This window comes from Roseomonas sp. CCTCC AB2023176, from assembly GCF_042259275.1.
Lineage (GTDB): Bacteria > Pseudomonadota > Alphaproteobacteria > Acetobacterales > Acetobacteraceae > Roseomonas.
The window spans coordinates 3577127-3598539 of sequence record NZ_CP170086.1 but is presented as its reverse complement, the minus strand read 5'-3'; the positions used below and the strand labels follow the sequence as shown (position 1 = coordinate 3598539).

General features: G+C 72.4%; 20 protein-coding genes, 1 tRNA gene and 2 pseudogenes. 13 read left to right on the top strand and 10 right to left on the bottom strand.

What is annotated here, in order from left to right:
* Positions 1–255 precede the first annotated feature (255 nt).
* Positions 256–594: a hypothetical protein gene (locus ACE7GA_RS18030; RefSeq protein WP_376089475.1), complete on the bottom strand. Its 339-nt coding sequence runs from the start codon at positions 592–594 to the stop codon at positions 256–258.
* On the opposite strand from ACE7GA_RS18030, the gene ACE7GA_RS18025 reads away from it, so the two are divergent.
* From ACE7GA_RS18025 to ACE7GA_RS17965, 13 genes and pseudogenes are all read left to right on the top strand, one after another.
* A complete protein-coding gene (locus ACE7GA_RS18025; RefSeq protein WP_376089472.1) occupies positions 584–2023 on the top strand; it encodes a mitofilin family membrane protein in 1440 nt (479 codons plus the stop codon). The two genes, ACE7GA_RS18030 and ACE7GA_RS18025, sit on opposite strands and share 11 nt — an antisense overlap.
* Complete coding sequence (locus ACE7GA_RS18020) at positions 2023–3312, top strand: heme biosynthesis HemY N-terminal domain-containing protein (RefSeq protein WP_376089469.1); 1290 nt, start codon at positions 2023–2025, stop codon at positions 3310–3312. Before ACE7GA_RS18025 ends, ACE7GA_RS18020 begins: the two co-directional genes overlap by 1 nt.
* A gap of 72 nt (positions 3313–3384) precedes the next feature.
* A tRNA-Thr gene (locus ACE7GA_RS18015) sits at positions 3385–3459 on the top strand.
* 92 nt (positions 3460–3551) lie between these two features.
* Positions 3552–4745, top strand: coding sequence for a pyridoxal phosphate-dependent aminotransferase (locus tag ACE7GA_RS18010; protein WP_376089466.1), 1194 nt, complete (start codon positions 3552–3554; stop codon positions 4743–4745).
* A gap of 772 nt (positions 4746–5517) precedes the next feature.
* Positions 5518–5967, top strand: a pseudogene (locus ACE7GA_RS18005) ((2Fe-2S)-binding protein); the annotation flags it as partial.
* Positions 5968–6182: 215 nt separating this feature from the next.
* Entirely contained in the window at positions 6183–8180 is a 1998-nt protein-coding gene (locus ACE7GA_RS18000; protein WP_376089463.1) for a molybdopterin cofactor-binding domain-containing protein, read from the top strand.
* An 11-nt stretch (positions 8181–8191) separates the two neighbouring features.
* On the top strand, positions 8192–8635 hold the full coding sequence (gene soxX / locus ACE7GA_RS17995; RefSeq protein ID WP_376089460.1) for a sulfur oxidation c-type cytochrome SoxX: 444 nt from the start codon (positions 8192–8194) through the stop codon (positions 8633–8635).
* A gap of 4 nt (positions 8636–8639) precedes the next feature.
* Positions 8640–8960: pseudogene (locus tag ACE7GA_RS17990) on the top strand (thiosulfate oxidation carrier protein SoxY); the annotation flags it as partial.
* 40 nt (positions 8961–9000) lie between these two features.
* The gene (locus ACE7GA_RS17985; protein WP_376100344.1) at positions 9001–9117 is read left to right on the top strand and encodes a hypothetical protein; all 117 of its coding nucleotides are present in this window, start codon (positions 9001–9003) and stop codon (positions 9115–9117) included.
* Between the two features lie 2 nt (positions 9118–9119).
* On the top strand, positions 9120–9449 hold the full coding sequence (locus ACE7GA_RS17980) for a thiosulfate oxidation carrier complex protein SoxZ (RefSeq protein WP_376100341.1): 330 nt from the start codon (positions 9120–9122) through the stop codon (positions 9447–9449).
* Positions 9446–10207 (top strand): sulfur oxidation c-type cytochrome SoxA, encoded by a 762-nt coding sequence (gene soxA / locus ACE7GA_RS17975; RefSeq protein ID WP_376089457.1) that lies wholly within the window; start codon positions 9446–9448, stop codon positions 10205–10207. Before ACE7GA_RS17980 ends, soxA begins: the two co-directional genes overlap by 4 nt.
* 219 nt (positions 10208–10426) lie before the next feature.
* Positions 10427–11485, top strand: a complete 1059-nt coding sequence (locus ACE7GA_RS17970) for a sugar phosphate isomerase/epimerase family protein (RefSeq protein ID WP_376089454.1) — start codon at positions 10427–10429, stop codon at positions 11483–11485.
* On the top strand, positions 11482–12636 hold the full coding sequence (locus tag ACE7GA_RS17965) for a Gfo/Idh/MocA family protein (protein WP_376089451.1): 1155 nt from the start codon (positions 11482–11484) through the stop codon (positions 12634–12636). Before ACE7GA_RS17970 ends, ACE7GA_RS17965 begins: the two co-directional genes overlap by 4 nt.
* Before the next feature lie 13 nt (positions 12637–12649).
* On the opposite strand, the gene ACE7GA_RS17960 is transcribed toward ACE7GA_RS17965, so the two are convergent.
* From ACE7GA_RS17960 to ACE7GA_RS17920, 9 genes are read right to left on the bottom strand one after another with little or no spacing between them, the layout of a single operon-like run.
* Entirely contained in the window at positions 12650–13624 is a 975-nt protein-coding gene (locus ACE7GA_RS17960; RefSeq protein ID WP_376089449.1) for a quinone oxidoreductase, read from the bottom strand.
* 2 nt (positions 13625–13626) lie between these two features.
* Positions 13627–14547 (bottom strand): SRPBCC family protein, encoded by a 921-nt coding sequence (locus ACE7GA_RS17955; protein ID WP_376089447.1) that lies wholly within the window; start codon positions 14545–14547, stop codon positions 13627–13629.
* 13 nt (positions 14548–14560) lie between these two features.
* Entirely contained in the window at positions 14561–15391 is an 831-nt protein-coding gene (locus ACE7GA_RS17950) for a phosphoenolpyruvate hydrolase family protein (protein WP_376089444.1), read from the bottom strand.
* Positions 15392–15405: 14 nt separating this feature from the next.
* Entirely contained in the window at positions 15406–16602 is a 1197-nt protein-coding gene (locus ACE7GA_RS17945; RefSeq protein WP_376089441.1) for a Tm-1-like ATP-binding domain-containing protein, read from the bottom strand.
* A 14-nt stretch (positions 16603–16616) separates the two neighbouring features.
* A complete protein-coding gene (locus ACE7GA_RS17940; protein WP_376089438.1) occupies positions 16617–17321 on the bottom strand; it encodes an ABC transporter ATP-binding protein in 705 nt (234 codons plus the stop codon).
* Positions 17321–18067, bottom strand: a complete 747-nt coding sequence (locus tag ACE7GA_RS17935; protein WP_376089435.1) for an ABC transporter ATP-binding protein — start codon at positions 18065–18067, stop codon at positions 17321–17323. Before ACE7GA_RS17935 ends, ACE7GA_RS17940 begins: the two co-directional genes overlap by 1 nt.
* A gap of 51 nt (positions 18068–18118) precedes the next feature.
* Positions 18119–19405, bottom strand: a complete 1287-nt coding sequence (locus ACE7GA_RS17930; RefSeq protein ID WP_376089432.1) for an ABC transporter substrate-binding protein — start codon at positions 19403–19405, stop codon at positions 18119–18121.
* Positions 19402–20430 carry a branched-chain amino acid ABC transporter permease gene (locus ACE7GA_RS17925; protein WP_376089429.1) on the bottom strand — a complete coding sequence of 343 codons (1029 nt, stop codon included), beginning with the start codon at positions 20428–20430 and terminating at the stop codon, positions 19402–19404. Before ACE7GA_RS17925 ends, ACE7GA_RS17930 begins: the two co-directional genes overlap by 4 nt.
* A 7-nt stretch (positions 20431–20437) precedes the next feature.
* Entirely contained in the window at positions 20438–21313 is an 876-nt protein-coding gene (locus tag ACE7GA_RS17920) for a branched-chain amino acid ABC transporter permease (protein WP_376089426.1), read from the bottom strand.
* Between the last annotated feature and the right edge of the window lie 100 nt (positions 21314–21413).

Genomic DNA, 21413 nt, shown 5'->3' with positions numbered 1-21413 from the left:
AGAAGGGCGGGGGATCGAAGCCGGCACGCAACGAACCGGGGAAGGGCCCGTCCGGCGGCGCGCCGGCCCCCGCGGGCGCGGGAATCCCGCCGCGCCCGGCGCCCGTCACGCCCCCCCCGGCCGGCGACATGAGGCCGGCATCCCCGTCCGGCCCCGGCACCAGCACCCCCCTGCGGCCGCGCCGAAGCCGACCTCCGCGACGGGTAGTGCGCCCGTGCGCCCGAACGACGGCCCCGCCGCACCGGTCACCGCCGCTTACCCGGCCGCCGCCGCCGCGGCGACGCCAGCCCAGGCCACGCCGACGCCGCCGGGCGCCACGGCAGCCGCTCCGTCGCCGAGCGGGCCCGCGGACATGGTCTCCTCGGCGCAGCCGACCGGAGCCGCCACCTTGCCGGGCGCGAGCCCTGCCCCCAGCGCGGGATCGCCCCGAATGGCCGGCCCGGCCGCCGGACCGACCGCCACCCCCGCCGCCCGTCCTGCCGCGGCAGCTCCCGCGACGGTCGCCGCCACCGCCGCGACCGAAGCGGCCGCCGGCGGGGCAACGGACACCCCCACCACGCCCAGCGTCGCCACTGCACCGGCCATGACCGGCACGCGCCCCGCCGGTATCGGCGCCGTTCCCCCGCCGCCCGCACGCCGCAGCCGCTTCGACGCGGCCCTCCTTCCCATCGGAGCCGCCGTCGTCGTCCTCGCGGGCGCCATCATCTTCCTCCTCGTCTCCCCCCGTGATCGGCCGATCCGGGAGGCCGAGACACGTGACGCCGCCCTGACCCGCCTCGACACGCTGGACACCCGCCTCACCGCGGTCGAACGCCGCCCCGGCATCGATGGCCTGCCCGAGCGCATCGCCGCGGCCGAGACGGGCCTCCGCGACCTCGCCGCGCGCCCGGTCAACGATGCCGAGGCCCGCTCCGGCCTCGATGCCCTGCGCAACGCGACCATGGAGGCGACGCGCCGGATCGAGGAGCGCACCGCCGCCCTCGACACCCGCATCACCGAAGCCGACCGCAACGCCACCGCCCGCACCGCGGAGGCCGATCGCACCGCGACCACCCGCATCGCCGAACTTGAACGCGCCACCACAGCCCGCGCCGCCGAGGTCGCCCGCACGGCCGAGGAGCGCGCCGCCGCCCTGGAAGGCCGCGTCACCGAATCCGACCGCCGCACCGAGGGCCGGATCGCCGAGGCCGAGCGCCGCGCCGAATCCCGCATCGCGGCCGCGGAAGCCACGCTCGCCAACCGCCTGACCGGCGCCGAGCAGGCGCTCGCCGCCCGCGTCACTGCGGCCGAGCAGGCCTTCGCCCCGCGCCTCCAGACCCTCGACGCCGCGCTGAACGAGCGTGTCGCCGCCGCCGGCGCCCAGGTGAACCGTCGCCTCGACGAGGCTGGCGCCGCTCTCGACCAGCGCCTTTCGACGCAGGAAACGCAGCAGCGCGAGCGCATCGCCGCGCAGGAACGGCAACTCGCCCAGCGGATCGAGGATTTCCAGAACCGCCTGGCCCAGGCCGAGGCCGCCGAGCGGCGCCTGACGCGCCTTGCCGCCCGAGGCACGATCCAGTCCGCCCTCGAAGCCGGACGCCCCCTCGGTCCGGCCCTCGCCGGCCTTGGCGACGACGTCCCGCCCGCCCTCGTCCGCTACCGGGACGCGGCGCCGCCGACCGAAGCCGCGCTCCGCCTCAACTTCGACGAAGCGGCCCGCGCCGCCCGCGCCGCCGCCGAACCGCAGGGCGGCACGGTCGGCGAGAACGCCCTGGCCCGCCTCGGCGGCCTCGTGACCGTGCGTCGCGGGGATCAGGTCGTCGTCGGCGACCCGGTCTCCGGCGAACTCGAACGAGCGTCGCGGTCCCTCGATGCCGGCGACCTTGCCGGCGCCGTGGCTCGCCTCGAACGCCTTCCCGAACCCTCCCGCCGCGCCATGGCCGGCTGGATCGGCCAGGCCCGCGACCTTGTCGAGGCCAGGTCCGCCGTCCGCGACATCGGGGCTACGCCTTCCAGCACCACCCCGGCCGGGAACCGCGGCTGATGTGGCGCGCGATCTGGCTCCTCGTCCTCCTCGTCCTCGGGGTCGCGGCAGCGCTCTATTTCCGCAACCTCGGCGGCAGCATCGAGATGCAGGTCGGGGCGGTCTACGTCGCCGTCCCGCTCTGGCTCGGCCTCGTCGGCCTCGTCGTCCTCTTCGCCGTCATCCACTACGCGCTGGTCTTCTGGCGTTGGCTCCGCGGCATGCCCGCCCGCACCCGCGCGCGGCGTGACATCCGCAACCGCGAGCGCGGCGACGCTGCCGTCACCCGTGCCCTCATCGCGCTCGCCGCCGGCACGGCGGACGGGGCGCGGCAGGAGATCCGCCGCGCCCGCAACCTCCTCGGCGACACGCCGCAGACGCTGCTGCTGACCGCCGAGGCCGAGCGCATGGCCGGGCGCGACGAGGCGGCGAACGAGGCCTTCAAGGCCCTCGCCCGTCGCGATGACTCGAAGTTCCTCGGCCTTCGCGGCCTGCTCCGCGATGCCATGGCGCGGCAGGACTGGCCCGCCGCCCAGCGCCTCGCGAAGGAAGCCGAGGCCGCACAGCCCGGCGCCACCTGGCTGCGCGAGGAGCGCGCCGCCCTCGCGCTGCGCACCCGCGACTGGCGGGAGGCGCTGACCCTCTCCCCGCCCGGCGCCGGCAACCGCGCCGCCCTCGCCCTCGCCGCCGCGGGGCAGGAGGGGGACGCGGCCAAGGCCGCCGTCCTGGAACGCCAGGCGCTGGAAGCGGACCCGGGCTTCACCCCTGCCGCCATCGCACAGTACCGCCGCCTGATGGCCGACGGCTCCCCGCGCCGCGCGAAGCAGGTCCTGGCCAATGCCTGGACCTCATCCCCGCACCCCGACCTCGCCGAGGAAGCCATCCGCGGGGAGACCGACCCGCTGGCCCGCGTAAAGGCCGCGGAGGCCCTGACCACCGGCAACCGAACCCATCCGGAAGCGCGCCTCCTCCTCGCCCAGACTGCGATGCAGGCCGGTCTGACCGGTCGCGCCCGCGCCGAACTGGACGCGCTGCTGGCCTCCGGCGCCGCCGACCGCCGTGCGTACCTCGCGATGGTGGACCTGGAGGCGATGGAGCAGGGCACTTCCGCCGCGGGACGTGCGGCCGAGGCGAAGTGGCTCCGCGCCGCCGCGGCGGCGGCGCCGGAACCCCGCTGGCGTTGCAACGCCTGCGCGACCGACCACGCGGCCTGGGCGCCGGTCTGCGACCACTGCAACTCGGTGGGCCGCATCGCCTGGACCGGCAACGCCGCCCCGGCCGCCGTGCCCGCGGTCGCGACGAAGGCATGACGACGGCAGTTGCCGCCCGCGCGGGCGGCGTCTAGAAGGCGGCACCCCGCGATGCGGGGGCGCCGCGCCTGGGCCGGGTTAGCACAGCGGTAGTGCAATCGATTCGTAATCGATAGGTCGCGAGTTCGATTCTCGCACCCGGCACCACTTTCCCCCGACCTCCCATTTGCGCCCGCTTGCCACGCCCGCGCGCGCCGGGCAGGGGGACCCCGGCACGCCGCCGGAGAACGCCCCCACCCATGTCCGCCGCCCCGCTCCTCCACCCGACCCCCGCGGCCGACCTCCCGGCACGCATCCTCGGCGTCGGCACGAGCCAGATCGGCATGGTCGCCGACCGCGGCCGCGACGACCCGGACGTCGTCAAACTCTGGATCGGCGAGGGCGACCTTCCGACCCCCGACTTCGTCGTGGAGGCCGCCCACCGCGCCATGCTCGCCGGCGAGACGCGCTACACCTATTCCCGCGGCCTTCCGCGCCTGCACCGTGCGCTGTCGGACTACTATCGCCGGCACTGGGGCGTGGAGGTCGCGCCGGAGCGGTTCACGATCACCGCCGGCGGCATGAACGCGATCATGCAGGCCTGCCAGGCCCTGCTCGACCCGGGCGACGAGATCATCATCCCCACCCCCAACTGGCCAAACCTCGCGGAGGCCGTGCGCGTCACCGGCGGCGTCCCCGTCACCGTCCCCTACCGGCGTTCGACCGACGGCCGCTTCTCCCTGTCGCTGGAGGACGTGCTGGCCGCTGTCACGCCGCGCACCCGCATCCTCGTCGTCAACTCGCCCTCCAACCCCACGGGCTGGGTCATGCCGCTCGCGGAGATGGAGGCGCTGCGCGACGCCGCGCGCGAACGCGGCCTCTGGATCCTCTCCGACGAGGTGTACGGTCACTTCGCCTACGGCAACGCCATCATCCCCTCCTTCCTCCAGATCTGCACGCCGCAGGACCGGCTGATCGTCGCCAACACCTTCTCGAAGAACTGGGCGATGACGGGGTGGCGCGCCGGATGGCTCATCTACCCGCAGGGCCTGGCCGAGGTCTTCGGCCGCCTCGGCCAGTACAACACGACGTCCATCCCGACCTTCGTGCAGCACGCCGCCGTTACCGCGCTGGACGAGGGCGACGACTTCATCCGCACGATGGTCTCCCGCTGCGCCGAAAGCCGCGCGATCATGGTCGAGGGCCTGTCGCGACTGCGCGGCGTCACCGTCTCCGCGCCGGAGGGCGCGTTCTACCTCATGGCCCGGATCGACACCGGCGAGCCCAGCCTCGACCTCGCCTTCCGCCTGCTGCGGGAGGCGAAGGTCGGCGTCGCCCCCGGCACCGCCTTCGGCCCGGACGGCGAGGGCTTCGTGCGCATCTGCTTCGCCGTGTCTCCGGAACTGGCCCGCGAAGCCGTCGCCCGCCTGGCCCGCGTGCTCGGGGAACGATAGGCAGCCCCTATCCGGCCGAATCGCCGACGGGCCGTCGTCGCGCGACCGGCGGCGGCAACGCGGTGTGGCGCGACGGCCCCCGTCCCGGCGCCGGGTAGCTGGCAGGGGCATCCGGCCTGTCAGAAGCCCGCGCCTGACCCGGCGCCCGTTCAGGCCGGTCGGTCCTGCGGCGTGACGCCGATCGCGCCAGCTCAAGGCCCCGGCCGGGCGATACGTCACCCGCCTCGACCGCACGCGTCACTCCGCCCGATGGTCCGCTCGGTGCGCTCCGACCTGGCGCTCGCCAGCGCGCGCGAGGTCGCGGCGCCCGTGGTCGCCGCCCGGTTCTGTCCGAAGGTGGCGCCGGGCCGACGAGCCTGGCCTGGGCCGATTGGCGCAGGCCGGGCCACGCCGACCTGATCCGGACGCCGCCGGCGCGGGTTCCGCGCGCAAGGCCGACCTCGCGCGCGGCTGGTGGCAGCCGACCATCGGGACGCCGCGGGAGGGGCGGCGCAGGGCGGCGTCGCTCGAGCGCGCGGGACACGCGACTGGCCAGGGAGCACGAGGTCGCGACGCCCCGGGACGGGTGACGCCGTCCTGGCGCGGTCCGCACCGAGGCGCGGAGCCTTCCTGAGCCGGCCCGCCGCGCGCTGGCCCGTCGGCCCCGTCGGGGTGGGTCCGGCCGCCGCCACCCGCCCATCCCTGGACGCGTTGCCGCACCTTCGGGTTGCAGGCCCAACCCTCGCGGGCTGATACTGCCCAGAACCACAACGTCCCGGGGGCGGCAACCGCGATGGCCAAGCTGAACATCAACGGCAACGTGGTCGAGGTGGACGCGGAGCCGGATACGCCCCTGCTCTGGGCCATCCGCGACCATGTCGGGTTGAGCGGAACGAAATACGGTTGCGGCGTGGCCCAGTGCGGCGCCTGCACGGTGCATATCGACGGACAGGCGATCCGGTCGTGCTCCCTGCCCGTCTCCGCCGTCGCCGAGGACCAGAAGATCGTGACGATCGAAGGCCTGTCGCCCGATGGGAACCACCCGGTGCAGGTCGCGTGGCGCGCGCTGGACGTGCCGCAATGCGGGTTCTGCCAGTCCGGGATGATCATGGCGGCCGCCGCGCTGCTGGCGGAGAAGCCGCGCCCGACGGACGCGGACATCAACGAGACCATCACGAACATCTGCCGCTGCGGCACCTTCAACCGCGTGCGCGCCGGCATCCACCAGGCCGCCGCCGCGGGCACGACGGGCTGGGGGGAGGACGCCATGAACACGCTCGATACCGTTCGTCCGTCCCGCCGGGGCATCCTGAAGGGTGCCGGCGCCGCCGCCGTGCTGCTCGGCTTCCACGTGCCGCCGAAGGGCGCGCTGGCACAGGGCGCCACGCCCGCCCCTCGGCGGTGCCGGAAGTCAATGCCTGGGTCGTCATCCACCCCGATGACCGGGTGGTCTTCCGCATGGCGCGGACGGAGATGGGGCAGGGCACCCGCACCGGCCTCGCGCAGCTCATCGCGGAGGAGCTGCAATGCGACTGGTCGAAGGTGTCGACCGAATACGTGACGCCGGGCCAGAGCCTCGCGCGCAACCGCGCCTGGGGCGCCTTCCTCACGGCGGGCAGCCAGGGCATCCGGCAGAGCCAGGACTACGTCCGCAAGGGCGGCGCGGCGGCGCGCATGATGCTCGTCCAGGCCGCGGCGAACCGCTGGGGCGTGCCGGCGGATCAGTGCACGGCGCGCAGCAGCGTCGTCACGCATGGGCCGAGCGGGCGGACGCTGCGCTACGGCGAGGTCGCGGCGGAGGCCGCGCGCCTGACGCCGCCGGCGGACGTGCCGCTGAAGGACCCGCGGGACTGGACGATCGCCGGGCAGCCGTTGGCGCGTTTCGACACGGCGGACAAGACGACGGGCAAGCAGGTCTATGGCGCGGACCTGCGGATGCCCGGGATGCTCGTCGCGGTGCCGCGGCGCTGCCCGGTCTTCGGTGGGCGCCTGCGGTCCTTCAACGCGGCGGCGGTGACGGGCATGCCCGGCGTGAAGCACGTGCTGCAGGTCGGGGATTCCTGCGTCGCGGTGGTGGCGGATACCTTCTGGCGCGCGAAGACGGCGCTCGACGCGCTGCCCATCGAGTGGGACGTCGGCGAGAGCGGCCGCGTCTCCTCCGCCACCATCGGTGCGATGCTGGACGAGGGGCTGACGGCGTCGCAGGCCTTCGTCGGCAACCAGAACGGCGACGCGCGGGCGGCGATCGCCGGCGCCGCGCGGAAGGTGGAGGCGACCTACTCCTACCCCTTCCTCAACCACGCGCCGATGGAGCCGATGAACGCCACGGTGCTGTGGACGCCCGCGCGCTGCGACGTCTGGTGCCCGACGCAGAACGGGGAAGCGGCGCTGGCCGCCGCCGCCGCGGCCGCCGGCCTGCCACAGACGGCCTGCGACGTGCACCGCGTGGACCTCGGCGGCGGCTTCGGCCGGCGCACCGTCCATGACTGGCTGGAGGACGCGGTCCGCATCGCCCGCCAGGTGCCCGGCGTGCCGGTGAAGACCATGTGGACGCGCGAGGAGGACATGGCGCAGGGGCGCTACCACCCCGTGACCAAGGCCCGGCTCGTCGCGGCGCTCGACGCCAACAACGAGATCACCGGGCTGCACTTCCGCATTTCCGGGCAATCCATCCTGTCCACCGCCTTCCCCGGCGGGCTGCAGAACGGGCGCGACCCCGTGCAGTTCCAGGGCCTGAACCCCGGCGGGGCGGAGGGTGCGATCGGCTACACCTTCCCGAACCTGCTGGTGGACCACGCGATGCGGAACACGCATGTGCCCGCCCATTTCTGGCGCGGCGTGAACCACAACCAGAACGCCATCTACCTCGAATGCTTCCTGGACGAGGTGGCGCATGCGACGCGGCAGGATCCGCTGGCACTGCGGCGGAAGCTCATGGCGAACCACCCGAAGCACCTGGCCGTGCTGAACGCGGTCGCGGAGCGCACGGGCTGGGGCACGCCGGCGCCGGCGGGCGTGTTCCGGGGCCTGGCGCAGCAGATGGGCTTCGGAAGCTACGTCGCGGCCTGCGCGGAGGTCTCGGTGAGCGATTCGGGGCAGCTGCGCATCCACCGCATCGTCGCGGCGACGGATCCGGGCCACGCCGCGAACCCGCGCCAGATCGAAATGCAGGTGGAGGGGTCCTTCGTCTATGGCCTCTCCGCGCTGCTCTACCAGGAGATCACGATCAAGGACGGTGCGGTCGAGCAGACGAACTTCGACACCTACAACGTCCTCCGCATGGACGAGATGCCGAAGGTCGAGACGATCGTCATGCCCTCGGGCGGCTTCTGGGGCGGCGTGGGCGAGCCGACGATCATGGTGGCGGCGCCCGCGGTGCTGAACGCGATCTTCGCGGCGACGGGCAAGCGCATCCGCGACCTGCCGCTGAAGCATCACGACCTGCGCCGCGCCTGACACGGGGCGGGGTGCCCGTGCGGGGAGTGGGGCTGGCGGTGCTCGCCCTGCTCGCCGCGGCGCCGGCGGCAGGGCGGGTCGCGCCCTTCGTGGTGGAGGAGGACGCGATCGCCGCGCCGCTGGACGGACTGTCCGGCGGCGCGGCGCGGGGCGAGGCGGTGGTGCGGAACCGGGAGACGGCGAATTGCCTCATCTGCCATTCCATCCCCGGCACGGCCGAGCGCTTCATGGGCGATGTCGGCCCGCCGCTCGTCGGGGTGGGGGCGCGGCTCTCGCCGGGGCAGATCCGTTTGCGCGTCGTGGATCCCACGCGCGTGAATCCCGAGGCGATCATGCCGCCTTACCATCGGACGGAGCGGCTGCTGCGCGTGGATCCGCGCTACCGCGGCCAGCCCGTGCTGACGGCGCAGGAGGTGGAGGACGTCGTCGCCTACCTCTCGGCCTTGAAGGAGTGACGCGATGAAGGGGTTTTCGCGGCGCGCGGCGCTGGCCCTGCCTCTCTCCGCCGGCGCGGCGGTGCGGGCGCGTGCCCAGGTGCCGGCCAACCTGACGCAGGTGCAGAGCGAGGAGAGTTTCGCGGACGCCGAGCGCGCCATCCTCGCCGGCCGGCCGCCGGTCGCGGGCGGGATCGTTCTCGACCTCCCTCCCCTGTCGGAGAACGGCAATTCCGTGGACCTGGCCGTGCGCGTGGAGAGCCCGATGACGCGGGACGACCACGTGACGGCCATCCACATCCTGTCGGAAAAGAACCCCTTCCCGCGCGTCGCGACCTTCCACCTGACGCCGCGCTCGCTCGGGCCGCGCGGAGGCGGCGACGCGGATCCGGCTGGCGACGAGCCAGACGGTCGTCGCCCTCGCCGAGACGAGCCGCAGGACCGTCCACCGCGTCAGCCGGGAGGTCGTCGTCATCCTCGGCGCCTGCGTGGAGACGGGCTGACCATGCGGACCGTCCCCATCACCGCGCGCATCACGATGCCACCCTCCGCCCGGCGCGGGGACGTCGTGCCGGTCCGCGTCCTCGTCCGCCACGGGATGGAGCGGGCGACCAACGCGGCCGGCGTCGCGCCGACGCCGCGGAAGATCCTGCACAGCTTCCGCGTGACCTACGGTGACGAGGAGGTGTTCCGCATGAACCTTTCCACGGGCATCACCGCGAACCCCTATGTCGAGTTCACGACCGTCGCGACCGAAAGCGGCACGCTCGTTTTCGAGTGGCAGGAGGATGGTGGCGCCGTCTACCGCCGCGAGGCACAGCTGGACGTAACGTGAGCGCGGGACGCCGGACGAAGCGCGCCCTCGTCCTCGCCCTGCCCTGGGTGGCGGTGGGGCTGCTGGCGGGGGCCGCGGAGATCCGGCCCACGCGCGACTACCTTTCCCCCGAACTCCGCGGCGCGCAGGACGATCCGTCGCGGCATCCCGGCTGGCTCTGGGTCGAGGAGGGCGAGTCGCAGTGGCGGGCGGGCGGGCGGAGTTGCCAATCCTGTCATGGCGACATCGGCTCCATGGCCGGCGTGGCCGCGCGCTACCCCGCCGTCGCCGCGGACGGGGCGCTTCTGAACCTGGAAGGCCGCATCGAACGTTGCCGCACGGCGAACCAGGGCGAGGCCGCCTTCGGCTACGAGAGCGAGGCCCTGCTCTCCCTGACCGCCGCAATCGCGCTGCGGTCGCGCGGCATGCCCGTGGCAGTCGCGACGGAAGGGCCCGCCGCGCCGTTCCTGGAGGAGGGGCGGCGCTTCTACGAGACGCGCCAGGGGCAACTGAACCTGGCCTGCGGGCAATGCCACGACGACAACGCGGGACGGCACCTGCGCGGCGACGTGATCTCGAACGGGCTCGGCACGGGCTATCCGGCGTACCGGCTGGACTGGAACACGCTGGGGTCGCTGCACCGGCGCCTGCGGGCCTGCTCCCTCGGCGTACGGGCAGAGCAATTGGCGCTCGGCTCGCCGGAATACCTCGCGCTCGAACTGTTCCTCGCGAGCCGTGCGAGGGGCCAGCCAATCGAGGCGCCGGGCTTGCGGCGCTGATCGAAGGGAGCGCTACCGGCCTGAGGCCCTGACGCCTCGTCGGTGCCTCGGCGCGCACCGGGGCAGGACTGCGGGACCGCAGCAACCGCACCAGCGCCTGGCGGCTCACATCGTCGCCGGGCCGGGTCGTGAGGCCGGGGCACTCGCGCGGCAAGGGACCCTTGCTCCCCGCCCGAGCGCTGCAGCACCATCACGGCAAGCATCGGGAGGAGACGACGCGTGCGCACGATCCGCGGTCCGGCGGTGTTCCTCGCCCAGTTCGCCGGCGATTCCGCACCGTTCGACAGCCTCGACGCCATCGCGGGCTGGGCCGCCGGGCGGGGCTTCGTGGGCGTGCAGATCCCGTCCTGGGACGCGCGCCTTTTCGACCTCGCGCAGGCGGCGGAGAGCACCGCGTATTGCGACGACGTCCGCGCGACGCTCGGCCGGCATGGGCTGGCGCTGACGGAACTGTCCACGCACCTTCAGGGCCAGCTCGTCGCCGTGCATCCTGCCTACGACGAGGCCTTCGATGGCTTCGCAGCCGCCGCGGTCCGCGGCGATCCCCGTGCGCGGCAGGAATGGGCGGTGGAGCAGATGCGGCTCGCGGCCCGTGCGTCGCGCAACCTCGGGCTCACCGCACACGCGACCTTCTCCGGCGCGCTCGCCTGGCCCTACGTCTATCCCTGGCCGCAGCGGCCGCCCGGGCTGATCGAGGCGGCCTTCGCGGAGCTCGCGGCGCGCTGGCGACCGATCCTCGATGCCTTCGACGAGGCGGGCGTGGACGTCTGCTACGAGATCCATCCTGGCGAGGACCTGCATGACGGCGCGACCTTCGAGATGTTCCTCGCAGCCGTGGGTGGGCATCTCCGCGCGAACGTCCTCTACGATCCGAGTCATTTCGTGCTGCAGGCGCTCGATTACCTCGACTTCATCGACCGCTACCGCGACCGTATCCGCATGTTTCATGTCAAGGATGCGGAATTCCGGCCGACCGGGCGCGTCGGCGCCTATGGCGGCTACCAGCGCTGGGCGGATCGTGCGGGACGTTTCCGCAGCCTCGGCGACGGGCAGGTCGATTTCGGCGCGGTCTTCTCGAAGCTGACGCAGTACGGCTTCGACGGTTGGGCGGTACTGGAATGGGAATGCGCGCTGAAGCACCCGGAGGACGGGGCGCGCGAGGGCGCGGAGTTCATCCGCCGGCACATCATCCGCGTGACGGAACGGGCCTTCGACGACTTCGCCGCCGGCGGGACCGATGACGCGGCGAACCGGCGCATGCTGGGACTGTCCCCGTGAGGCGCCTGCGGCTCGCGATGGTGGGCGGCGGGCGCGGCGCCTTCATAGGCGGGGTGCACCGCATGGCCGCGCGGCTCGACGATCGCTTCACGCTCGTCGCGGGCGCGCTGTCGGCCGATCCGGAGAAGGCGCGCGCCTCCGGCGCCGATCTCGGCCTGCATCCGGAGCGGGCTTACGCGGATTACGCAGCGATGATCGCCGGGGAGCGTGCGCGCGCGGACGGGGCGGAGGTCGTGTCCATCGTTACGCCGAACCACGCGCATCACGCCCCCGCGAAGGCCTCGCTGGAGGCAGGGCTGCACGTGATCTGCGACAAGCCGCTGGCCCTCACCGTGGAGGAGGCGGAGGACCTCGCCGACGTGGCGAGACGGACCGGGCGTGTCTTCGTGCTGACGCACAACTACTCCGGCTATCCCATGGTGCGGCAGGCCCGCGCGATGGTGGCGGCGGGCGAGATCGGGCCAGTGCGCGTCGTGCAGGTGGAGTATCCGCAGGACTGGCTGTCCGCCCCGCTGGAGGCGACGGGGCAGAAGCAGGCGGAGTGGCGCGTAGACCCCTCGCGTGCGGGGATGGGCGGCTCGCTTGGCGACCTCGGCACGCACGCGCACCAGATCCTGGAATACGTCACGGGGCTGCGGGTCGAGGCCGTGCTTGCGGATGCGCAGTCCTTCGTCACGGGGCGTCGCGTGGACGACAACGCCCACCTGCTGCTGCGCCTGTCCGGCGGCGCGCGCGGGATGATGTGGACGAGCCAGGTCGCGCCGGGCAACGATAACGCGCTGCGGCTGCGCGTGTACGGGGAGCGGGGCGGGCTGGAATGGGCGCAGGAACACCCGAACCAGCTGCGCCACGCGCCGCTGGGCGAGGCGCCGCGAATGCTGGCGCGCGGCGTGGGCGCGCTCTCCCCGGCGGCGGCGCATGCGACGCGCATCCCGTCCGGTCATCCGGAAGGCTACCTGGAGGCCTTCGCCATCCTCTACCGCGACGCGGCCGAGCGCATCCTCGCGCTGGAGGAAGGGCGGGAGCCCGACCCGCTCTGCACCACGACCCCGACGGTGGCGGACGGACTGCGCGGGATGCGCTTCGTGCGCGCCGCGGTGATATCCTCCCGCGCCGGCGGGGTCTGGAAGGCGCTGGACGTCCCTACCTGACGCGCGGTGTGGGTCAGGGCAGCAGGACGAGCGACCCGGTCGTGCGGCGGCCTTCCAGGTCCTGGTGGGCGCGCGCCGCCTCGGCGAGCGGGTAGCGGGCCGGAGGCGCGACGCGGAGCACGCCGGCCGACACGGCGTCGAACAGGGCGCCTGCGATCCGCAGCAGGTCCGGTCGCCCCGCGGTGTAGTGGAACAGCACGGGGCGCGAGAGCGAGGCCGACTTGGCGGAAAGCGTCGCCGGCGCCACGGGTTCGATCGGTCCGCTGGCCTGGCCATAGGAGACCAGGCACCCGCACAGTGCGAGGGCGCCGAGGGAGGCGGCGAAGGTGTCGAGGCCCACGCCATCGTAGATGACGCGGCATCCGCGGCCGCCGGTGATCTCCTTCACGCGCGGGACGAAGGCGTCGCCGCGCGAGACGATGGGATGGTCGCAGCCGTGCTCCGCGGCGAGGCGCGCCTTGTCCTCCGTGCCGACCGTGCCGATGACCGTGCAGCCCAGGTGCTTCGCCCATTGGCAGAGCAACAGGCCGACGCCGCCGGCAGCGGCGTGGACCAGCACGTGGTCGCCCGACCGCACCGGCGCGGTGTCGTGCAGGAGGTACTGGGCCGTCATGCCCTTGAGCATGATGGAGGCCGCCGTCTCGTCGCTGATGGAGTCGGGAAGGCGCACCATCTGCGCGGCCGGCGCGACCCGGTGGGTGGCATAGGCGCCAACGGGTGCGCAGGCGTAGCCCACGCGGTCGCCGGGCGAGAGGTCCGACACCGTCTCCCCCACCGCCTCGATCACACCGGCCCCCTCCATCCCGATCGTGACGGGCATGGCGGGCAGCGGGTAGGCACCGCTGCGGTGGTAGACGTCGATGTAGTTCACGCCGATCACGGTGTGGCGGAGCAGGACCTCGCCGGGACCGGGGCGCGGGACCTCGACGTCCTCGAGGCGCATGACCTCCGGTCCGCCCGGGGCGTGGATGCGGATGGCCTTCGGCATGCTCAGCGGTTCCCGCCGAAGTAGCGCTGCGCAACGGTGTCGAAGGCCTTCAGGTAGACCTCCTTCTCGGCCATGGGGATGAGCGTCACGTCATCGCGGGGGTCCGCGACCCAGTCGCCGGTCCAGGCGCCGAAGGTCTGGCTGCAGTCCGTCACGGGCCACAGGCGCGGGCCGCTGACGTAGTTCATCCAGGGCAGATCGGACTTGCTGATGAAGTAGGAGAAGGACCGCTCGGCGTCGTCGAGGTGAAGCAGGTTCTCGTTCAGGTGTCCCTCCCCGAAGCGGAAGTCGCGGATGCCCGAGACCTTGTCGCCGCGCACGCCGCCGAGCATGTGCATCTCCGTAATCGCGTCGTGCCAGCCACCCATGCCCGCGAAGTCGCGGATGATGCACCAGACCTCCTCGACCGGTCCCGGGATTACCGTGCTGCACCACACCTTGTTCGGCGGGAAGCCGGCCCAGCGCTTTGCGGCGGCTGGCTTGACCATGCCGGGCAGGCGGGTCTTCAGCGCGTCCCAGCCGGCCTGGAAGACGTGCTTCGAGATGATGCCCACATACTTTCCCTCGTCGCCCGGGGCTTCGTCAAAGGTCGCCTCCCACTCGGCGAAGGTGCGGTCGCTCGCGGTCACGGGCATCAGGCGGATCCGCGCGACGTAGTTCGTCACCGGGAAAGCCGGGGTCTCGAAGTTGTAGGAGAAGGAGTAGGTCCGGTCGCAAAGCGACAGCAAGCGCTCCCGCACGTGGCCGCCGTTGGACATTTGGAAGGAGCGGACGCAGCCGACGACGTCGGGATCGAGACCGTCCTCGATCTCCGAGCGTACCACGGCGGGCACCCAGTTCGGCAGGCCGTTGAAGTCGCGGACGACGGACCAGACGGTCTCGACCGGTGCGTCCAGGATGGTGGAGGCGTAGGCGCGGGCCATCTCTCGGGTTCCCCTAGAAAGCGATCTGCTTGAAGTCGCGGGTGCGTTGGGTCAGGGCGACCTCCGTCGGCAGGCGCTCCATCGAGGACGCGCCGTAGAAGCCGTGGACGCCCGGCGTTTCCCGCAGGATGAAGGATGCGTCCTCCGGCGTCGCGATCGGGCCGCCGTGGCAGAGGACGATGATGTCGGGGCGGATCCGGCGCGCGGCATCGGCCCATTTCGTGATGAGGGCCGGACAATCCTGCAGCGTCAGCGCGGTTTCCGCGCCGATCGAGCCGCCGGTCGTCAGGCCCATGTGGGGGACGATGATGTCGGCACCCGCGCGCGCCATCTCCGCCGCGTCGTGCTCGGAGAAGACGTAGGGCGTGGTGAGCAGGTCCTTCTCCCGGGCCGCTCGGATCATGTCCACCTCCAGCGCGAAGCTCATCCCCGTCTCCTCGAGGTTGGCGCGGAAGGTGCCGTCGATCAGGCCGACGGTCGGGAAGTTCTGCACGCCGGCGAAGCCCAGCGCCTTCAGCTGGTCTAGGAAGTGGTCGAGGATGAGGAAGGGGTCGGTCCCGTTTACGCCTGCGATGACCGGGGTGCGTTTGACGACGGGCAGGACCTCCCGCGCCATCTCCACCACGATCTCGTTCGCATTGCCGTAGGCCAGCAGCCCGGCGAGGGACCCGCGGCCGGCCATGCGGTAGCGGCCCGAATTGTAGATGACGATGAGGTCGATGCCGCCTCCCTCCTCGCATTTGGCGGAAAGTCCGGTTCCGGCACCGCCGCCGATGATGGGCTCGTGGCGTTCGATCATGCCGCGGAAGCGCTGCAGCAGTTCCGCGCGGGTGGGGCGGGGCATGGGATCGCGTGTCCTCAGGTGATCTCGCGGAAGGCCGCGACGACGGCCTCCGCGAAGGCGGGGTCGTTGATGGCGGCCTGCACCTCGACCAGGCGCCGGTTCGGGCCGGGCTGGAAGCGGGCGCGCAGCGTTTCGAAGAGCGCGGCATCCGCCGCGGCGTCGTGGAAGGGCATGCCGGGCACGGCGATGGCGGAGACGCCGCCGAGAGGCAGGAGGAACCGCACGGGGCCTTCCATGCGGTTCAGCCGCGCCGCGATGAACTCGGCGATGGCCGCGTTCTCCTCCGGCGTCGTGCGCATCAAGGTGACCTGGGGGTTGTGGACATAGAGGTTGCGGTCGGCGAAGCGGGCGGGGACCGTGTCCTTCGCGCCCCAGTTCACCATGTCCACCGCACCGACCGAACCGACATAGGGAACGCGCGTGCGGATGACGCTGCCGAAGCGGTCCTCCGTGCAGGGGAAGACGCCGCCGACGAGGAAGTCCGGGACCTCGGTCGTGGTGAGATCGAGCAGGGCGGACAGGAGGCCGGAATCCGCCAGCTTCTCCATGCTCTGCCCGCCGGCGCCGGTGGCGTGGAAGACGTAGCATTCGTAGTCGGCCTCCAGCGCCTGGCGCACGGCCGTGACCACGGGCGTCGTCACGCCGAACATGGTCATGCCGATGCCCGGCTTTTCCCCGGCTGGCGCCGCGGGCGGCTGGTGCATCGCCATGCCGGCCGCAGCGTGGGCGGCATTGGCGATGACGCGGCGGGAAATCGCGTTGATCCCCGCCACGTCCACGACGGAATACATCAGCGCGAGGTCGGAGGGCCCGACATAGGGCGCGACGTTGCCCGAGGCCACCGTCGAGACCATGAGCTTCGGCACGCCGACCGGCAGCGCGCGCATGGCCTGGGTGACGAGCGCGGTGTTGCCGGAACCCCCGAGTCCCAGCACCGCGCCAATGTCGGTCCGTGCGGAGAGCCAGCGGGTCAGCGCTTCCGCCATGCCGACGACGGCGAGGCCGCGGTCGTTCAGGCCGAGCACGGCACCGGCGCCGTCGGGGTGGCGGGAGGCGACCTCCTCCGCCGGCACGTCGGCCGCGTGGCCGTGGCCCTTCGTGCCGACATCCACCAGCAAGGCCTCGGCACCGGCGCCGCGCACGCAGTCCGTGGCGAAGCGCAGCTCGGCTGCCTTCGTATCCATCGTCCCGATGACGTAGACCTTTGCCATCTCCCCTCCCCTTCTCAATGGCCGCCGGCGGAGACGCCGAGGTAGCGGCGCTGGATGTCCACGTCGTTCGCGATGGTCGCGGCCGGCATGGTCGCGGCGATGCGGCCGGTGACCATGATAGCGACCTCCTCTGCCACCGCGGTCGCGACGCGCAGGTTCTGCTCGACGAGCAGGAGCGAGATGCCGTCCTCCGGCAGGCGGCGCAGCACCTCGATCAGATGGTCCACGATGACCGGGGCGAGGCCCTCGGACGGCTCGTCCATCACGACGAGGCGCGGGTTCATCAGCAGGGCGCGGGAGATGGCGAGCATCTGTTGCTCTCCGCCCGAGAGCTGGGTACCGCCGTTACGGCGCCGTTCCGCGAGGCGGGGGAAGGTGTCGTAGACCCGCTCGATCGTCCAACGAGCGCCGCGCGGAGGCGCGATGAGCTTCAGGTGCTCGTGCACCGAGAGGGACGGGAAGGTACGGCGCCCCTGTGGGACGAGGGCGACCCCGCGCCGCGCGATCCGGTACGGCGCGAGGCCGGTCAGGCGCTCGCCGCCGAGCGCCACCTCACCGTCCGCCGCGGCGACGAGGCCCATGATGGTGCCGCAGAGCGTGGTCTTGCCCATGCCGTTACGGCCGACAAGGGCAAGCGGCTTGTCGCCGAGCGTGAGAGAGACGCCCTGGAGGATATGCGCCTGGCCGAAGCGCACGTGCAGGTCGCGAACCGCGAGCATCAGTGGCCACCGCCGAGGTAGATGGCCTGCACCGTGGGATCGCTCTCGATTCGGTCGGGCGGCGCTTCGACGACGACCTCGCCGTCCTTCATCACCGTCACGATGTCCGCGGCGGGAAGCGCGATGTCCATGTCGTGCTCGATGAGGATGAGGGTCAGGCTCCGCGGCAGTTCGCGAAGCAGGCGCAGCAGTTCGGGACGGTCGCCGGGCGACAGGCCGGCGGCCGGCTCGTCCAGCATGAGGACCCGCGGATCGCCGGCGAGGGCCATGCCGACCTCCAACTGGCGTCGCTGGCCGTGGGACAGGTTCACGACCTCCGCATCCAGCAGGTGCGACAGGCGCATGCGGTCGGCAAGGGCCGTCGCCTTCGCCATGCCCTCGTCGCCCGCGCGCGGACGAAGGAAGGAGAAGCGGTTCGGGCGCAGGCCGCGCACCGCGACGAAGAGGTTCTCCCGGACCGTCAGACCGTTGAAGAGGAGGGAGGTCTGGTAGGTCCGCCCGATGCCCAGGCGCGTGCGCTGGTGCGGGCGCATCGCCGAGATGTCGGTCCCGAAGAACTCGATCCGCCCGCTGGTCGGCGGGAAGTCGCCGCAGATCGCATTGAACAGCGTCGTCTTTCCCGCGCCGTTCGGGCCGAGGATCGCGCGCCGCTCCCCCGGCGCGACGTCGAGGGTGACGTCGCGCACGGCCTGGAGCGCGCCGAAGCGGCGGCCGACGTTGCGCAGCCGGATGGCAGGGACGGTCACGGGGGTTCCGGGAAGGTGGGGGCCGGCGCAGGCCGGCCCCCGGGGATCAGTTCAGGAGCCCTGGGCGATGCAGCCCGGGTTGTCGCGCGACGGCGCGCCGAGGGCGAGGAAGCGATCCTCCGGCGTGCCGAGCGTCTGGTTGACCTGCGGTACCTTGCCGAAGGCGACGACCTGGGCGCGCCCGTCCCGCTCCTCGATCTTGTTGAGCAGGATGTCGGAGATGGCCTGGCGGTTGTGGTCCAGCCGGACGTCGGCGCCGGTCGGCGCCTTGATGCGGGCGCCGGCAAGCGCGCGCTGGAAGGCCTGCTGGTTGTTCGACAGGTCGCCATCCACCTCCCGCAGCGCGTGCAGGATGCCATAGAGGTTCGTCGTATAGTTCACGCCGTGGATCGAGGGGGACTGGAAGCCGCCCTCATTCAGCCAGCGGCGGCGGTAGCGCTCGACGAAGTCGCGCCACATCGGGTCGTCGATCACGTCGGCGATCGGGCCGGCGGAGAGCATGCCGGCCATCACGCGGCGGTGCGGGCCGCGGGCGGAGAGCATCGTCTGGTCCGCCATGATGGAACCGCCGATCAGCGGCTTGCTGCCGCCGGCCTGGGCGTACTGGGTCATGAAGGCGAGGCCGTCCGTGCCGCCATGGATGACGACGATGGCCCCGGCGTTGGAGCGGTTGATCTGCGCAATCTGCGCCGCGAAGTCCGTGGTGCCGAGCGGCGCCCAGTAATGCGTCACCCGGCCACCAAGGCGGCAGAACTCCAGGTTGAAACCGAAGACCTGGGCGTAGGGGAAGGCGTAGTCGCCCGCGGTCACCGCGACCTCACGGATGCCCATCGTCTCGTAGACGTGCTTGCCCAGCCCCGCCATCCACTGCGTGCCGTCGGTCGAGAAGCGGAAGAAGTTCGGAGACGGGTTCCGCAACGTCGTGTCGGAGGCACCCGAGGAGCCGTTGACGATCGTCTTGCCGGTCAGCGTGCGGGAATAGTCGCGTAGCGCGATGCCCTCCGCGCCCGACAGTGGCCCGAGGATGATGTCCACGCCGTCTTGCTCGATCAGCTTGCGGGCGCGGGCCAGGGCGACGTCGGCCTGGGCGTTGCTGCTTTCCCGGATCAGCTCGATCCGGCGGCCGCCGACCGTGTTGTTCATGCGATCCAGTTCTAGCTGGATGCAGCGGTAGGCGTCCTGGCCGCCCGTAGCGAAGGGGCCTTCCAGCGTCGCGATGCCGCCGAGCTTGATGGGCGCGCGCTGCGCGATGGCGGGTGCCTTGAGACCACTCGCGGCCAGGGCGGCAAGGCCGCCCGTGCCGAGCAGCGCCACGCGCCGCGTCACTTTCGTCGTCATGACCGTTCCTCCTGTGGTTGGCCCCCTGGTCGGGGTAGTCCCGCGGGCCGGGGACGCAGCCCCAGCACCCCGCGCAGCCGGCCCGCGATCCCGATCACCCCGTCCGGCGAGACGAGGACGATCGCGAGGAAGACGAGGCCGATCAGCGTGTTGAAACGCTCGCGGTCGTAGATGCTGGCCGCGAAGGTGTCGAAGACCGTGAAGATCAGCGATCCCAGGAACGCGCCGATCGGGTGGCCGAGCCCGCCGATGACGCTCATGATCAGCACGTTCACGGTGGCGCCGAGGCCGATGGAGCCCGGTGAGATGCCGATGTTGTAGATCGTCGCGAGCACGCCGCCGCAGCCCGCGACGAAGCCGGCGACGCCGAAGGCCGCGATGCGGTGCAGTCCGACGGAATAGCCGAGCGTCGCCACGCGCCGCGGGTTGTCGCGGATGCCCTGCAGCACGAGGCCGAAGGGGCTGCGCACCAGGTAGAGGATGCCGAGATACAGCAGCGCCGCGACGCCGAGGGCGACGTAGTAGAAGACCCAGGGGTCGCGGAAGCTCCGGCCGAGGAGCGTCGGTCCCACGACGTTGCGGATGCCCTCGTATCCGTTGAACCAGGCGAGATTCGTCTCGACGAAGCGGAAGATGCCCATGGCGACGGCCAGGGTGATCATCAGCAGGTAGATGTCGCGCGTCCGCACGGCGATCGCACCGACGACGAGGCCGGCCAGGGTTGCGGCGAGCAGGCCGATCGGGACGGCCGCGGCGTAGGAGAAACCTCCGGCGATGCGCGGCACCGCCCCGTCGACGAGGATCGCGACCGCGTAGCCCGCGACGCCGGCCATCGTCATCTGCGCGAGCGAGACGAAGCCGCCATAGGTCGCGAGGAAGGTGAGCGACAGCGCGATGATCCCGAAGACCACCGCGCGCCCCAGGATGTTCGCGGTCCAGAACCCGGCCTGGCCGGGCGGCAGCACGGCCGCAAGCAGGAAGGGCGCGGCCGCCAGGACCAGGAGCCCGGCGATCGTCCGGGGCATCACGCGGTCACGCACGGCCGAGCAGCCCCTGCGGCCGCAGCGCCAGCACCGCGACCATGATGGCGAAGGTGAGGATGACGGAGTAGGTCGGGAACAGCGCTTGCCCCAGCTGCTCCGCGAGGCCCACGAGGACGGCGCCGACCGCCGTGCCGGTTACGGATCCCATGCCGCCGACGATGACGACGACGAGGGAGATGAGCAGGAAGCGCCCGTCCTGGCCCAGTGCCAGTGGCTGCGCCGTGGAGCCGATGACGCCGCCGAGGCCGGCCAGCGCGGCGCCGAGCGCGAAGACCGCGATCCCCACCGCCGGCACGTTCACGCCGCAGGCGCCGAGCATCTCCCGGTCGTCCACGCCGGCGCGGATCATCATGCCGAGGCGGGTCCGGTTCAGCAGCAGCCAGAGGCCCACGCCGACCGCCGCGGCCACCGCGATCTGCACGAGGCGGAAGGTCGGGTAGCCGCCGACGCCCGGAACCTGCGTGGAGCCGAAGATCGCGTCCGGCGCGAAGAACTGCCGCGGGTTGCCGCCGAAGACGGCCAGCAGCTGGTCCGCGACGATGATGGAGAGCCCGATGGTGACGAGAGCCTGGCGCAGTTCCTGCCCCTGCATCCAGCCGAGGAAGAGGCGCTGCATCAGCGCGCCCGCGATTGCCGCCGCCGCGATCCCGGCGCCGAGGCCGGCATACCAGGCCCACCACACGTCCTGGTCGTAGAGCGGCTCGAAGACCCGGTACCCGACGTAGCCGGCGATCAGGTAGAGCGAGCCATGCGCCATGTTCACGACGCGCATGAGGCCGAAGATGAGCGAGAAGCCGCTGGCGACGAGGAAGTACAGCGCCGCGAGCGTCAGCCCGTTCAGAACGACGGTTGCCGCGAGGTCCATCCCCGGTGCGTTCCCCGACCCTTCCCCCGACGCCGGCTGAACCGGTGCCTCGTCAGCCCCTTTGGGGGCCGTTGATCCCTGTGTGCGGGAGCCCGACCGA

Bases quoted from the DNA above. Each gene is read 5' to 3' on its own strand.
- ACE7GA_RS18025 (WP_376089472.1), top strand. From the start codon at position 584: ATGACCGGCACGCGCCCCGCCGGTATCGGCGCCGTTCCCCCGCCGCCC.
- ACE7GA_RS18020 (WP_376089469.1), top strand. From the start codon at position 2,023: ATGTGGCGCGCGATCTGGCTCCTCGTCCTCCTCGTCCTCGGGGTCGCG.
- ACE7GA_RS18010 (WP_376089466.1), top strand. From the start codon at position 3,552: ATGTCCGCCGCCCCGCTCCTCCACCCGACCCCCGCGGCCGACCTCCCG.
- ACE7GA_RS18000 (WP_376089463.1), top strand. From the start codon at position 6,183: ATGGCGCGGACGGAGATGGGGCAGGGCACCCGCACCGGCCTCGCGCAG.
- ACE7GA_RS17980 (WP_376100341.1), top strand. From the start codon at position 9,120: ATGCGGACCGTCCCCATCACCGCGCGCATCACGATGCCACCCTCCGCC.
- ACE7GA_RS17960 (WP_376089449.1), bottom strand. From the start codon at position 13,624: ATGCCGAAGGCCATCCGCATCCACGCCCCGGGCGGACCGGAGGTCATG.
- ACE7GA_RS17955 (WP_376089447.1), bottom strand. From the start codon at position 14,547: ATGGCCCGCGCCTACGCCTCCACCATCCTGGACGCACCGGTCGAGACC.
- ACE7GA_RS17950 (WP_376089444.1), bottom strand. From the start codon at position 15,391: ATGCCCCGCCCCACCCGCGCGGAACTGCTGCAGCGCTTCCGCGGCATG.
- ACE7GA_RS17945 (WP_376089441.1), bottom strand. From the start codon at position 16,602: ATGGCAAAGGTCTACGTCATCGGGACGATGGATACGAAGGCAGCCGAG.
- ACE7GA_RS17940 (WP_376089438.1), bottom strand. From the start codon at position 17,321: ATGCTCGCGGTTCGCGACCTGCACGTGCGCTTCGGCCAGGCGCATATC.
- ACE7GA_RS17930 (WP_376089432.1), bottom strand. From the start codon at position 19,405: ATGACGACGAAAGTGACGCGGCGCGTGGCGCTGCTCGGCACGGGCGGC.
- ACE7GA_RS17925 (WP_376089429.1), bottom strand. From the start codon at position 20,430: ATGCCCCGGACGATCGCCGGGCTCCTGGTCCTGGCGGCCGCGCCCTTC.
- ACE7GA_RS17920 (WP_376089426.1), bottom strand. From the start codon at position 21,313: ATGGACCTCGCGGCAACCGTCGTTCTGAACGGGCTGACGCTCGCGGCG.